Origin of the sequence: Bacillus carboniphilus (assembly GCF_039522365.1) — a bacterium.
Lineage (GTDB): Bacteria > Bacillota > Bacilli > Bacillales > JC228 > Bacillus_BF > Bacillus_BF carboniphilus.
The window spans coordinates 103186-116890 of record NZ_BAAADJ010000064.1 but is presented as its reverse complement, the minus strand read 5'-3'; the positions used below and the strand labels follow the sequence as shown (position 1 = coordinate 116890).

The following is a 13705-nucleotide window of genomic DNA, read 5'->3' as shown; positions in this document are numbered from 1 at the left end:
CCCTATCAAACTGCACCCCCTCCCCTTCCGGTCCCAACACAAAAACCCGTGTCCTCCAATTCAATTGAAAACACGAGTTTTATTAAAATAGGTTTAGTTCAGCGGAATATCTACTTCGCCATAAATATAAGCAGGAAAACTGCTAATTGGAATGGTAATCGTACCTGGTGCAGCAGCATTCTCACTATATGGGATAAACATCGTAATGGTTTTTGTATCACCGTTTTCGGAGGTAGCCATCCCAGGATGATTGTCTGGTAAGATAGTATTTCCTTCTGAATCAATCGCCGATTCTAAGTAGAAGTGGTTAAACTCAGACGGAACATCGTGAGCTGCAATCAATAACTCTTCCCCTTCACGCTCCACAGACATTTCCGGGCCAACCGATGGTCTTTCCAAAATTTCTAATGAAACCGGATCGATCACTAGCTTCATTTCATCTTTATCCACCGCTGCTAGCTTTGAGAACTGTAAATAAAGCTGCTCAGGCTCATGGAAATAGTTACTCTCTATATAATACGTGACAATATCTTCACCACTAGAAGTAAGAGTAAGGGGATTGTCAGACCAAACTTCCCCATTCTCGTCAACTAAGCGTAAATCTTCAATTCCAAAAATATGTTTCGTGTTATTTTCATCAATTGAAATTTGAACAAGTGTTTGAGTAGGATAAATGACAACCTGATTGACCGTAAGCTTTTGTCCCTCAACTTCAATTGGTTCATTTATCACATACTCCTTTTTCTTCCCTTCATACACGTCTTTGTTAATTTCAATTGGAAATTCCCAGCCCCCATCAAGTTGTTGCTCATATGAATTTCCAACGTCAATTGTGGCTTCAAGGGTGAATTTTTCAGGAACATCTATCTCAGTAAAATTGAATTCAATTCGGTAGAGTTCGTCTTTTCTTTTATGAGGATCAAATATAGAACTTATCCCTTTTGTAAACCCATAATCGATTGGATTCCCGTCTTGATCAATCAATGATGTATTCAATATTATGCTTTCAAACTCCCGCTCCGTCTCAACCGAATAAAACACAATCATCCTCATTTCATCAGCCAACACAGAATGGACTGTAACCTTCACACCATCATGTTCATCTGACACCCCTATTTCCTGAAGGAAGTCATTATCTACCGCATCTTGAAGAGCTGGCTCATTACGAATTTCATTAACTAAATTCTCCATCCCAGGCAAGCCTCTTACTACATCAGCAAATCCGTCAAAATACTTCACGGAAAGAACAAACAACAACATGATAACCGCAACCTGCGCAACCCCAGCCTTCCAATTCCAGCTAAAACCTTTTTTTCGATCTGGCACCTCAGCTTTTCCACGGTGAATCCCCATCAATATAGCTTGGTCTAAGCGGTCTTCCGGAACTGGTGCACGATTGATCTTTTGGTGTAATTCCTGCAATTTTTTCTCTTCTTGGCTATGCACGATAGACCCCTCCTTCCTTTTCACCCAATTCAGTTCGCAGCGCTTCTAATCCTTTATGAATCCAGGTTTTTACCGTTCCCTCCGGAAAGTCTAATAGCTCTGCAATTTCTTTGATTTTAAATTGATAAAGATACTTAAGAGTAACGGCCTGACGGTGGTTACCATCAAGCTTTTCAAGTGCTTCATAAACGTCTAAATTATCAGCGTCTTTCTTACCGCCCAAAATCGTAGTCATTTCATCATGATAAGACATTCTTTTTCTCTCTTTCAGTTGGGTAAAGCAATAATTGATTAGAATTCGGACAATCCACGTTGAAAAATATTGTGGTTTCTTTAATGTTGAAAGCGACTTGTATGCGCGATATGTCACCTCTTGCAGAGCCTCAATAGCATCATCCTCATTTTTCAAATACAGAATAGCCATTTTGTAGAGCTTTTGTTTTTCAGCCTGCATCAGTTCATAGAACGCGCCGTCATCTCCTTTTTTAGCTCTTTTGACGAGCGCTTTTGTATTCATCTCATTTCTCCCCTTTTGAACGGTTCTATTTATTAGACACGGAGAATGCATTTTTGTTTTTATTTTTATAAAAAAAATTAAATCTAAAAAACCCGCTAAATAGCGGGCCTCAGCATATATCTATTATTCCACTTCGTCAGGCTTTAGTTCAAGCTCCTTTGTCTCTGTTTTATACGTATACACTCGATTTGGTTCAGATCCGGATGAAACATCAACTGCAATCTCATAGCCCTCATCCGTTGCTTTGAACTCTCTTACAATCGTAAAACCATTCAAACCTTCCTCTTCAATATCTGCTACAACCAGTCGGATGACTTCAGCTTCTACTTCGCTCTCTTGGTCCGTTAGAACAGTGATTTTCTTCGCACCCGTCTGTCCAGGATACGATTCCAAAATGGGACCAGTCGATTCAGCTACAACACGCATGCCGATCTCCAAATCACTGACACTTAAACTTTCCCCATGATCGTTAACAATTTCAGATTCTTCATCAAATCCGAAAATGATATCTTTGACTAAGACTCGGGTACTCTCGCCTTCTGTTAGAATATCCGTAATAAATGTTGCTTCAGAATCCCGATAGTTTAATGGTGTGTCCCCGCTGTCTCCAGATGTATCATCCAATGAAGCTGTCCCACAACCAGCTAATAAAAATAGAGCCAACATGAAAAGAAACCCCTTTTGAAACATGAGAAACCCTCCATTATCTCTTTACTAATTTTGACGGAGGGTTAATAAAGTACGTTACATTATTTTTTAAAAAGTGCCTTCTTACCTACTTTTTCAAACAACTTAGGAAACAGAGTGTAAAAAACATCTCCAAGATTCATCCACCTAGGCAGATTGATTTCCCTTGTACGAGTATAAATTCTACCCACTACTTTCTCAGCTACATCATCACTTGAGAGCATGAACTTTTGGAGGCTTTTCACATATGTCCCGCCTTCGTCAGCAATGTTGAAGAAGTTCGTTTCAATCGGACCCGGGTTAACTGCTGTAACATAAATGCCTTCGTCATCTAATTCCATCCTTAAACTGTTGGTAAAGCCTAATACCGCATGTTTAGAGGCGGAGTATACACTCGACTTTGGTGTAGCTAATTTACCAGCAATAGAGGCAATATTTACGATGTGGCCAGATTTTCTTTGTTTCATACCGGGTAGTACCATTTTCGTGCAGGCAATTAACCCTAATACATTTGTATCAAACATAGCTTTGGCATCCTCAAGCTTTGCATGTTCCACCTCATCAAAAATACCAAAACCAGCATTGTTAATGAGAACATCCACGTGAGAAACCGTTTGAAGGATCTTCGCAAATACTGCTTGAATTTCACTTACGTCACTTACATCTAAACGAAAGACGTGAACAGCCACCGGGAATTGATTCTCTATTTCCTGCTTTAATACTTCGAGCTTATCCAATGATCTGGCGAGTAAAATGACGTTAGCTCCACTTTTGGCACAAAGGAGTGCCATTTTGGCCCCTATTCCAGAGGAAGCTCCCGTGATCACGACATTTTTTCCTTTTAGACGAGGATTCATTTTTGTACACCTCTATTTTTTACAAATTCTATATAGTCGAGCTGCCCAATTGTTTCTGAAATGGTAAGAGGCAACTGCGTTTTATAGGCATGAGGAAATAGTTTCTTACAGATTTCAAATACACTCAAGTGCTCCTTTACTTTTAACATCTCCATGACTTTATGTGCCCGATCATCCTGAGCCTTCAGCCTTTTGTGTATAAGCTCTCCTACTCCGCCATCCATGATTTCTCCATGTCCAGGGTATACCGTTGTAGGATTAAGTTCCGCTAATCGCTCAAGTGTTATGATGTAGTCGACAAGAGGCTTATGGCGTTCTCCTCCTTTTTGTAGAGGAGGCTCCAAGATCGGATTAGAAGAAATGTGCTGGAGAAGAACGTCTCCTCCCATTAACATTCCGTCTTTTTCTCGGAACAAGCTAATATGGCTCGTCGCATGCCCCGGTGTTTCTAACACCGTCCACTCTGGATGACCAGGGAGAGTCATTCCTTCGGTTAAGGAGATATCGAGCTTTCTTTGACAAGCATAATCCATGGGACTTAATAAAAGGTCTAAGTAAAATGAGAACTTTTCTGGGATTCCAAAGTGTTCAAACCATTCCGTAAATGTTTCACGATGAAGAGTCTTAAATTCCTCTGTTCGAAAAATCCATCTATCTGCATTTGGATGGGCAAGTACGGGCGTTGATTTAGGCAACTTATCAACCAATCCCACATGATCAGGGTGGTGATGAGTCAGTACAATTTGATCAATATCTTCTGGTGTTAACCCTAACTTCTTTAGGGAAACTTTAAACTGCTGCCAAGCCACTTCAGTTAGTGCACCTGCATCAACCAACGTAATCGTTTCATCTTTTATTAAATATACATGAACATCTCCGACTTCAAAAGGCGTCGGAAGTGTGATTTGTGCGATTCCATTTGTCCAATTTTCCAAGATAGTCAGCTACCTTCCTAAAAATGAATAATCATTCATTTTTATTGTACCCTTCTATTTTCATTTTGTCATGAGAAAGAGTAAAAATAACTTGACAGATCAGTCAACATTTTTGCATAATCACATATAATATCGTTATCTATATTTCGTGCAATGATGAAGGCCAGTAGATGTAACATGACGAAAGAGAGTGAAGTCCAATGGGGCTGAAAGACTTCACCGTCCACTGTTTATTCGAACCTACCTTATGAGCGTTTCAGGACAACCTGAACGTATGGCGGTCGTTACCCGCACGTGAGTTGCTCTCGTTTTGAGAGAACAAAGGTGGTACCACGGAAGCTAAGCTTTCGTCCTTTATTTAGGACGAGGGCTTTTTTATTTTATTAAAAATGAAGGAGGAATTAGGATGAAAAAGATCGCATGTATTGGCGCCGGGTCAATGGCCGAGTCGATCATAGAAGGAGTTTTACAAAGGGGTCTTGTCTCTCCCGATTCCTTCTTTGTCACAAATAAACAAAATCACGACAGACTCGAATACCTACAAGAGAAATACCAAGTCCAAACCAGTTATGATTTAGAAACTGTAATAAAGGATGCTCAAATGATTATCCTTGCTATGAAACCAAAAGATATTCAAGCTGGATTAAACGCTATTCATCCATACCTTTCAGAGGAATCTGTTCTCGTTTCAGTTCTTGCCGGGATATCCATTCAATCTATTTCAAACATGCTGGGAAAAGGATATAAAATTGTTCGGGCCATGCCAAATACTTCAGCATCTGTTGGAAAGTCTGCCACTGCTTTAGCACATAATGGGAAGGTTTCAGCGATGGAGCTTGACGAAGTGGTTCAGTTATTTTCGAGCATTGGTGTCACAGCTATTATTGAAGAAGAAAAGATGGATGCCATTACTGGATTATCCGGAAGTGGTCCCGCTTATATTTATTATATCGTGGAGGCGCTGGAGCAATCAGCTAAGGAATTAGGACTTGATGAAGAAGTTGCTAAAACTTTTATTATTCAGACATTGCTTGGTGCAAGCGAAATGCTGAACACATCTAAAAGAAATCCTGCTGACCTCCGAAAAGCGGTAACAAGTCCAGGTGGTACAACAGAAGCTGGTTTAAAAGTATTGGATTCTTTGCACGTAAAAGAGGCATTTGTGAGCTGTGTAAAACAGGCAACTGAGCAATCAAAGAGGTTGGGTAAGGAACAGGTAATTTAACTTTCTGTTTTATTGGGAACTTTAAGCAGACCCATTCATTTCGCTCTATATACATGAATAAAGGGACAGTCACAACCGTACTGTCCCTTCCTAACATTGCCTTAACAGCTCATGTTCTAACTCATTAAATGCTGATAGGTTTTCTTCGTGATCTTCACCTGTTTTAATGTGAAGTCTTCCACCGCTAATATTTCAAAATGTAGATGATGGTATTCGAGTGTTTCCCCTTCTGCTGGAAGATGACCAAGCTCTTTTAATAAAAACCCAGCTAGCGTATCTTCAGATTCTGGAATTTTAGTCTTAAAGACTTCATTTAAACGACGAATCGCTAGCTTACCATGACAAACAATATGGGAATCAGTTAGTTCGTCGATGATTACTTCATCATCATCTGTTTCATCTTCAATCTCCATACCAATCATGGATTCAATAATATCTTCATGGGTGATAAGGCCCATGGTTCCACCATACTCGTCCAATACGATGGCAATATGTTTTTTCTCTTTATGCATTAATGTAAACACTTTTTGAACGGAAGTTGATTGAACAACGAAAAGAGGGCTATCATCAATGAAATCTTCTAGCTTTTGTGTTTCATCTAGTGACCATTCTAGAAGTAGCTTAGAATGAAACACACCCACAATATTATCCATGTCCTCTTTATATACAGGATACCTTGTATATTTGTTCGACATCACAATATCACGTGCTTCTTCATAAGTTGAATCAATTGGAATGCCCTCAATGTCAATCCTTGGAGTTTTTAAGGCATCTCTTACATCCTTACTGTAGAAGTCAATGACTCCAATAATCCGTTGAGATTCTTCACTATGAAATGTACCTTCACTTGAAGCCATATCCACCATTGTCTTTAGTTCCTCTTTAGAGATTGTGGCTTCTGTAATTTCACCTTTAGATAAAATCCGAATGATAGCGCTTGTAATCCCAGATATTAAAAAAGTGATGGGCCTTAAAACAAAAACTAAGCCTCGGATTACAGGTGAAACTAGGTACCCTACTTTATCGGCAAAGGTGGCTGCGATTGACTTTGGTATTACCTCTGCAAACAGGATCAGTACAACTGTTAATACCCCAGTAGCTACTCCAACGTTGATCCCATATTCAAGAGCTATGATAGTAACAAGGGTTGGTAACATAATATTCGCTATATTATTACCAATTAAAATGGATGTAATAAATACATCTGGTTTTTCAATTAGCTTTAACACTTTTTGGGACTTCACATCACCTTGTTCAGCCCTCGTTTGAACTTTCATTCTGTTAATAGCCGTTAATGCCGTCTCACTTCCCGATAGGAAAAAAGACATTAAAAGAAAAAATGCAATCGCGATAAACAAGAAAATTTCCTCCAATATAAACTATGTATGATAAGAGAAGGTAGACCCCTCCTATCCTTTTATAGTAATATACCCAAAATTTAGGTTTGTGTAAATGAAAGACTATGCGCTCATCCCAGTATTCGTAACTTCTTCTTTCTTTGGCTTAGATGTGATCCAACCAACTACGGCAATTAGAACTAATATCACATAGAAGCTTATTTTCCATTCCGGAGATTTTGCAAATTTTTCTGGTAATACACTAAGTGCAGGATGTGACAAAGTATAAACAGCTAACTTAACGCCAACCCAACCTACGATACAAAAAGCAGCAATTTCAAGCCCCGGTCTTTTTTGTAGTAAGTCAACAAAAATGTTAGCAGCAAAACGCATAATGATTAAACCGATAACCCCACCCGCGAAAATAACTAAAAACTTACCACCATCTAATCCCCCAATCGCTGGGAGTGATGTATTAGGTAACGCCATTGCCAGAGCAACTGCTGCTAAAATAGAATCTACCGCAAATGCCAAATCAGCTAGTTCCACTTTAAGAACAGTTCCCCAAAACCCACTCTTCGGTTTTTCCAAGGAATTCTCTTCCACTTTCTTTTTAACCAGCTTTCGGAAAATGTGGTTAATGGCAATAAAGAGGAGGTACAAGGCACCGATAGCTTGAACTTGCCACACATCAACGAGAAACGAGATAGCAAATAGTGAACCAAATCTTAAAACAAAAGCTCCAGCTAAACCGTAAAATAAAGCCTTCTTTCTTTCCTCTTCTGGCAAATGCTTCACCATGATGGCTAGCACCAATGCATTATCAGCTGCGAGTAACCCTTCAAGAGCAATCAGGATAAGTAATACCCAACCATATTCAAGTAATAAAGATAATTCCATTTCACTTCCTCCTTTAATTGGACAACCTAGATTTATATAAAAAATGACCTTTACCTATCAGGTAAAGGCCAAAATAAAACGAGACCTCTACACTGAATGTAAAGGTCTCGCTAACAACGTCCAGGTTGCCAATAAAGCCGAGGATCATGATCCCGAAATGACGACTATTATTGAACAGCTACTCCCCTTTATTAAAAAGGTAAAGTATTCATTTGTTACTTTAAATATATAACAAATTGAAAAATTCTACAAGCCTATTTTTTATACCAAACATTGTATGCTGGCGTTCGTAATTGTGTGAAACATCTGCATATCATTTTTCATTTTTTTGTCCAATTGGTATACTTACCTATATTTAGATTACCGAAATAGAGAAGGAGGCCAAACCTTGAAAACAAAATTATTTTCTCCCTATACCGTAAAAGGAGTTACCTTAAAAAATAGAATTGTCATGGCACCTATGTGCATGTATTCATCTCACGAAAAAGATGGAAAGCTACAAAATTGGCATTATACTCATTACATAAGTAGAGCTGTCGGGCAAGTTGGACTAATTATGGTAGAGGCAACAGCGGTTACTGCACAGGGTCGTATCTCCGAACAAGACCTTGGAATTTGGTCTGATGAACACATTGAAGGCTTTACAAAATTAGTTTCCATGATGAAAGAACACGGTGCAAAGACAGCCATTCAGTTAGCACACGCAGGTAGAAAAGCTGATATTGAAGGAGACATCGTATCTTCTTCTGCTATTGCTTTTAGTGATAAATATAAAACACCGAAAGAACTAACGAAAGAAGAAATTGCTGAAACGGTTGAAGCATTTAAACTTGGAGCAGAAAGAGCGAAAAAGGCCGGATTCGATATCTTGGAAATCCATGCTGCCCACGGGTACCTAATTAACCAATTCCTGTCTCCGTTAACGAATAAAAGAACCGATGAATACGGTGGATCTGTAGAAAATCGCTATCGCTTTTTAAAAGAGGTCATTGATGAGATTCGCTCCATTTGGGACGGACCACTATTTGTTCGCGTTTCCGCTAAGGATTACCATGAAGAAGGCCTTGATGTAGAAGACTATGTTGTTTTCTCTAAATGGATGAAAGACCAAGGAGTAGATTTAATTGACGTAAGCTCTGGTGCTGTCGTTCCCGCGAGAATCAATGTATATCCTGGTTACCAAGTGAAATTAGCAGAAACAATAAAACATGGTGCTGACATTGATACAGGGGCCGTAGGTTTGATTACAACCGGTGTTCAAGCAGAGGAAGTACTACAAAATGACCGATCAGACCTTATCTTTTTGGCACGAGAACTACTAAGAGACCCTTACTGGCCACGAAGAGCCGCTAAAGAGCTTGGTGAAGAAATCCAAAGCCCTGTGCAATATGAGCGTGGTTGGGTTTAAAATGAATTTTAAAAAAACAGGCACTCATTTGGGCGCCTGTTTTTTCATCTATATAAAGAGGGGGGAATAATTTATTCTAAGAAAGTCTCTATCTCATATTCACTTTTTAATTCTTCAACCCACGTTGTATACTGAGAATCCATCTTTTGATTAAAAAGTGTCTCTTCTATAACTTCTTTGTTCTCGTCAAAATTTGCTTCTTTTGCTTCCTTCTTTTCAGTAACTTCAATTATGTGATAACCATGTTCTGTTTTTACTGGGTCACTTATTGTATTTATTTCAATGGAAAAAGCTACTTCTTCAAATGCTTCCACCATTTCACCTTTACCAAAGTATCCTAGCTCTCCACCAGATTGTGCACTCCCTGGATCTGTAGAATATTCTTTGGCTAGCTCAGCGAAATCCTCTCCGGCTTTTAATTTTTCTTTTACCTCTAGTGCCGTTTCCTCATCCTTAATTAGAATATGACGGGCATTTACCTGTTCAAGGTGAGCAAACGAATCCTTATTTTCCTCAAAGTAGTTTTCCATTTCTTCTTCTGTAACTTCAATTGTGGGGGCCATGAGCTTCTTCGTTAATAAATAGGTTTCAATGTCGTTTTCCAGTACGTCAAGGGAAACTCCTGTTGACTCTAAAGCCATATTAAAACTCTCTTTTCCTCCATACGATTCTTGCAAAATATTGATTTCATTATCAATTTCCTTTTGATCAACGTTAACTTTTTGCTCTTTGGCTTCTAGTTTAATCATTTCATCTGTAACAAGCATGTCTAAAGCGCCTTGACCATATTGAGTAACTAACAGATTGTAGAGATCATCTTTAGTTATTTTATTTCCATTAACACTAGCTACAGCTTCATCTCTTGAAACGGCCACTCCCAATATCGTCGTTAATACGACGATGATCCCCACTAGCAACATGATTACTTTTCTCATATAAATCTCCTCTTAATCTCTCTTATCAGTTTTAGATTCCTGAATCCTTACTGGTTAAAGTCATAGAAATTGTAATCGGTTTTCCATCCCGGTAGATTCCAAGTTTTACTTCATCTCCAACCTTTAATTCGGTATATAAATACTTTCGAATCTCGTTTGAGCTTTTCACTTCAACGCCATTGATAGAAACAATTACGTCTTTTACCTTAATTCCTGCTTTGGCTGCAGCGGAATTAGGATCAAGATTTTGAACTACTGCTCCACCTTCTACGCTCTCAGGAAGCTCAGGCAGATAAAAATGTGGAACTTCATCTAGGCTGACTAAACCAACCCCCATATAAGGTCGCTCTACTTCTCCATTTTGGATAATTTCATTAACGATAGGGACTAAGTCGTTACTAGGAATAGCGAATCCAAGTCCTTCTACACCGTTTTGCGCAATTTTTAAACTATTAATTCCAATGACTTCACCCTTTGTATTAATCAGTGCACCTCCGCTATTCCCTGGATTGATAGCGGCGTCTGTCTGAATAACATTAAGTTCCCATTCCCCTGCTGATGTTGACACAGGGATTGAACGATTAACTGCACTTACAATACCTTGGGTTACTGTCCGAGATAAATCTAATCCTAATGGATTTCCAATCGCTAACACCTGGTCACCTGGACGTAGATTTGATGAATCACCAAAATCAATAACAGAATCTACATGCTCTGCATCGATTTTTAAAACAGCTAAGTCAGTTAATGGATCGGCTCCAACTAATTTTGCTGACGCTTTTTCACCATTATAGAGGGACACTTCGACATCATAAGCTCCTTCAATTACATGATAATTCGTTACAACGTAGGCGTGATCTTCCTCTTTTTTAAAAAGAATGCCAGACCCTGTCCCACTTTGGACATTCTGTGTTGTATTCGAATAAAATTGTCGCTGTTGTTGAATATTCACGATTCCTACAATAGCCTGCGATGCTTCCTCAACGATATCGGCTAGTGAACCAGTTTGTGTGGAAACAGGTGTCGCATTTACATTTGAACTTCCCGTAGGGGTTGTCGTTACTTCTTCTGTTTTAGGTTGATTTTCTACATTCTCATCATTTGCAAAGGAATCAGTAAATGTCACAAAGCCTAATGTAATGGCTGATCCTAACACGCCTGCTGATATCGAGGATAAAAAAGCTCTTCCTTTCTTTTTATCTTTTGGTATTTCTTCTTTCTTCTGTAACTCAGTATGATATTCTGTATCGTTGTCAAATGGTTTTTGTTCATCCAAACTCATGTTTATCACTCCTTATACACATTTCAATCTAAGGGAATGGGATAACCACTTCTGACTATTTATAGAATATCCACTAAGTATGAACAAATTATGAACAAACTTTGAAAAGACGAAGAAACATTATTAACCCCTTTTTCATCGACTACAGATTTATCAATAAAATCAAAACCTAACAATCCACTGATATTTTATTATTTGTTCGTTTTTTGAATTATATGGTAATAAATAATTAGGAGAGTTTGAATTACCATGTATATTGGGAAGGACCAGTACATTTTATATCCTTTATCGTAATGAAAAAGACCGATTTTAACTCCGAACCATTCAACTAAAACGGAGAAACCTGACCATAAAAGGATATAGAGAATCGTTTGTTGCCCCTTTATATTAAGCTTTAAATATAAGTAGATAAAAATATAACTAATGGGTCCATTCAATACATAATAAATGAAGTCCATTAGTTGATAGTTTGAGTTGTCATTTACATCATATAAATCCCATGGTTTAACACTTGTCGTATGATCGAAGAAATGCACAATCGCAATCCCGTACAAATAATAGGCAATCCCCTCAATCACGGTGAAAAGTTTAGGAATGATTAAAATAACAATATTTAAAAATAATAGGGTAATAATAATTAACCATTCATTCCAATCAAAGGCCTTTTCATAAACCACTGTCATTGATGTAGACTCCTTTTAGAAACAAAGAAAACAATTTTTGTAATCCATAATCCACACAATAAATACGCAGCATTAACAATGGCTGCATATAAAAGATTCCAATTGAGATATTCGAATACATGAAGGAAAATTAAGAGTGCTTCAATTCCATTCAAACCAATAAAAATAAGAATGAAATAAAAAGACCTTTTTTTCAAAGTAGAGCTGGAATGAAAAACATTAATAAAAATTAATACAAGCAACGGAATAATTATGTCTCGGTAAAGAAGAACGGCGGGGAATAGAAATGGATTTTCTGTCTTTTTTATCCACCTAAAATTTAAAGACAAGATAGTTATAACATTGGTTGTTAAGATGGTCATAACCATATAAACGATAGAATTTTCTAAAAAGCTGAATCGTTTCCTTTGAAAAAAATAGAGTAATGAAATTGACACAGATAAAATTATAGTAAGAGGTAGTCCAATCATAAGACATATCTCCTTGTTTTCTACTTTTCCACATTTCTTTCATTATTTGTCTTTTTCTTTCCATTATTCAAACTTCCCAAAATAAAGGTTCAAAATCAATAGCTAGCTCGAATATGATATGAACAATACCATTCTATGAAGGGAGAACTTCATGATACATGTTACTGGTATGCCTTTTCAGCCGAAGGAACTGAATGTTGGAAATTTGGAACAAGTGATTGCTCAAAAAATGTTAGACTCGCATGTCTTATATTCCTATCCTTCCAAAAATGACCTTTTATTTGAGCTAAACCTGCGTAAAAACATTATTGAAAGCGCAAGGCTAATGAATAATAGTGAGGCAGAATTTAATACTTTTGAGAATGCCCGGTGTAATGATAACTACTGGAAATTAACAAGCGCAGGTGGGTTTCTGTTAAAGCCTAACGCTACTCCATCGGATGCCATTTTGGACATTTACAAAAATAGTTCCCTGTATGCATTTGAATGTGCAACTGCTTGTATCATTATTTTTTACCATGCAGTACTTAAAAGTATTGGAAGGCCATTATTTAACTATGCCTTCCAAGATATCTATTTATATAGCTGGCACGCTGACCCAGATCTCGGGATTTCCACCGATTATTCCGATCATTTTTTACCTGGTGATGTTGTTTATTTCAACAATCCAGACTTTAGTCCACAGACCCCTTGGTATAGGGGATTAAACGCTGTCTTGATGGATGATGGAAAATATTTCGGGCATGGTTTTAGTATAATGACTGCTGAAGAAGTCATTGATTTTTTAAATCAAAAGAGACGCCCGGATAGTAGTGAACCCGCTTATTTAACAAGACTGCGTACCAAACCTTCCTTTGATCGTCTTTCTGGATTAACAACATACCAAAGAAACCATGCCGATTATAAAAAATTTCATTTTGTATTCCACCATAATGAATGTTCTATTTCCTTTTATAACTATCTCACTTATCTCCAAAAATACATCAGTTCATAAGCATTCGTGACATACACCCATTTTCTTTC

At 37.9% G+C, this 13705-nt stretch carries 13 protein-coding genes; 3 read left to right on the top strand and 10 right to left on the bottom strand.

Annotated features, from left to right (window positions below; genetic code table 11):
* Positions 1-93 precede the first annotated feature (93 nt).
* The 5 genes from ABDZ91_RS20800 to ABDZ91_RS20780 form a co-directional block, all read right to left on the bottom strand.
* A complete protein-coding gene (locus tag ABDZ91_RS20800) occupies positions 94-1446 on the bottom strand; it encodes a DUF4179 domain-containing protein (RefSeq protein ID WP_343803604.1) in 1353 nt (450 codons plus the stop codon).
* The gene (locus ABDZ91_RS20795; protein WP_343803601.1) at positions 1439-1963 is read right to left on the bottom strand and encodes a sigma-70 family RNA polymerase sigma factor; all 525 of its coding nucleotides are present in this window, start codon (positions 1961-1963) and stop codon (positions 1439-1441) included. The genes ABDZ91_RS20800 and ABDZ91_RS20795 overlap by 8 nt, the downstream gene beginning before the upstream one ends.
* 123 nt (positions 1964-2086) lie before the next feature.
* A complete protein-coding gene (locus ABDZ91_RS20790) occupies positions 2087-2653 on the bottom strand; it encodes a DUF3221 domain-containing protein (RefSeq protein ID WP_343803598.1) in 567 nt (188 codons plus the stop codon).
* Positions 2654-2712: 59 nt separating this feature from the next.
* Positions 2713-3507 (bottom strand): SDR family NAD(P)-dependent oxidoreductase, encoded by a 795-nt coding sequence (locus ABDZ91_RS20785; protein ID WP_343803596.1) that lies wholly within the window; start codon positions 3505-3507, stop codon positions 2713-2715.
* Complete coding sequence (locus ABDZ91_RS20780) at positions 3504-4442, bottom strand: MBL fold metallo-hydrolase (protein WP_343803593.1); 939 nt, start codon at positions 4440-4442, stop codon at positions 3504-3506. The genes ABDZ91_RS20785 and ABDZ91_RS20780 overlap by 4 nt, the downstream gene beginning before the upstream one ends.
* A 406-nt stretch (positions 4443-4848) precedes the next feature.
* Here ABDZ91_RS20780 and proC point away from each other — a divergent pair, with 406 nt between their 5' ends.
* On the top strand, positions 4849-5667 hold the full coding sequence (proC, locus tag ABDZ91_RS20775; RefSeq protein ID WP_343803590.1) for a pyrroline-5-carboxylate reductase: 819 nt from the start codon (positions 4849-4851) through the stop codon (positions 5665-5667).
* Positions 5668-5783: 116 nt separating this feature from the next.
* On the opposite strand, the gene ABDZ91_RS20770 is transcribed toward proC, so the two are convergent.
* Both ABDZ91_RS20770 and ABDZ91_RS20765 read right to left on the bottom strand, forming a co-directional pair.
* Positions 5784-7025 carry a CNNM domain-containing protein gene (locus ABDZ91_RS20770; protein ID WP_343803587.1) on the bottom strand — a complete coding sequence of 414 codons (1242 nt, stop codon included), beginning with the start codon at positions 7023-7025 and terminating at the stop codon, positions 5784-5786.
* A gap of 102 nt (positions 7026-7127) precedes the next feature.
* On the bottom strand, positions 7128-7904 hold the full coding sequence (locus ABDZ91_RS20765; protein ID WP_343803584.1) for a TerC family protein: 777 nt from the start codon (positions 7902-7904) through the stop codon (positions 7128-7130).
* Positions 7905-8292: 388 nt separating this feature from the next.
* On the opposite strand from ABDZ91_RS20765, the gene namA reads away from it, so the two are divergent.
* Positions 8293-9312: an NADPH dehydrogenase NamA gene (gene namA, locus ABDZ91_RS20760; protein WP_343803581.1), complete on the top strand. Its 1020-nt coding sequence runs from the start codon at positions 8293-8295 to the stop codon at positions 9310-9312.
* 71 nt (positions 9313-9383) lie between these two features.
* On the opposite strand, the gene ABDZ91_RS20755 is transcribed toward namA, so the two are convergent.
* The 3 genes from ABDZ91_RS20755 to ABDZ91_RS20745 all read right to left on the bottom strand — a co-directional run bounded on the left by ABDZ91_RS20755 (position 9384) and on the right by ABDZ91_RS20745 (position 12212).
* Positions 9384-10247 (bottom strand): foldase protein PrsA, encoded by an 864-nt coding sequence (locus ABDZ91_RS20755; RefSeq protein ID WP_343803579.1) that lies wholly within the window; start codon positions 10245-10247, stop codon positions 9384-9386.
* A 31-nt stretch (positions 10248-10278) separates the two neighbouring features.
* The gene (locus ABDZ91_RS20750; RefSeq protein ID WP_343803578.1) at positions 10279-11529 is read right to left on the bottom strand and encodes a S1C family serine protease; all 1251 of its coding nucleotides are present in this window, start codon (positions 11527-11529) and stop codon (positions 10279-10281) included.
* 191 nt (positions 11530-11720) lie between these two features.
* The gene (locus ABDZ91_RS20745) at positions 11721-12212 is read right to left on the bottom strand and encodes a CBO0543 family protein (protein ID WP_343803576.1); all 492 of its coding nucleotides are present in this window, start codon (positions 12210-12212) and stop codon (positions 11721-11723) included.
* Between the two features lie 621 nt (positions 12213-12833).
* On the opposite strand from ABDZ91_RS20745, the gene ABDZ91_RS20740 reads away from it, so the two are divergent.
* Positions 12834-13676: a protein-glutamine gamma-glutamyltransferase gene (locus ABDZ91_RS20740; RefSeq protein WP_343803573.1), complete on the top strand. Its 843-nt coding sequence runs from the start codon at positions 12834-12836 to the stop codon at positions 13674-13676.
* Positions 13677-13705 lie beyond the last annotated feature (29 nt).

What these genes read in the sequence shown, in the direction of transcription:
- ABDZ91_RS20790 (WP_343803598.1), bottom strand. Translation starts at nt 2,653, where the DNA reads ATGTTTCAAAAGGGGTTTCTTTTCATGTTGGCTCTATTTTTATTAGCT.
- ABDZ91_RS20785 (WP_343803596.1), bottom strand. Translation starts at nt 3,507, where the DNA reads ATGAATCCTCGTCTAAAAGGAAAAAATGTCGTGATCACGGGAGCTTCC.
- ABDZ91_RS20795 (WP_343803601.1), bottom strand. Translation starts at nt 1,963, where the DNA reads ATGAATACAAAAGCGCTCGTCAAAAGAGCTAAAAAAGGAGATGACGGC.
- ABDZ91_RS20750 (WP_343803578.1), bottom strand. Translation starts at nt 11,529, where the DNA reads ATGAGTTTGGATGAACAAAAACCATTTGACAACGATACAGAATATCAT.
- ABDZ91_RS20740 (WP_343803573.1), top strand. Translation starts at nt 12,834, where the DNA reads ATGATACATGTTACTGGTATGCCTTTTCAGCCGAAGGAACTGAATGTT.
- ABDZ91_RS20745 (WP_343803576.1), bottom strand. Translation starts at nt 12,212, where the DNA reads ATGACAGTGGTTTATGAAAAGGCCTTTGATTGGAATGAATGGTTAATT.
- ABDZ91_RS20765 (WP_343803584.1), bottom strand. Translation starts at nt 7,904, where the DNA reads ATGGAATTATCTTTATTACTTGAATATGGTTGGGTATTACTTATCCTG.
- proC (WP_343803590.1), top strand. Translation starts at nt 4,849, where the DNA reads ATGAAAAAGATCGCATGTATTGGCGCCGGGTCAATGGCCGAGTCGATC.
- ABDZ91_RS20755 (WP_343803579.1), bottom strand. Translation starts at nt 10,247, where the DNA reads ATGAGAAAAGTAATCATGTTGCTAGTGGGGATCATCGTCGTATTAACG.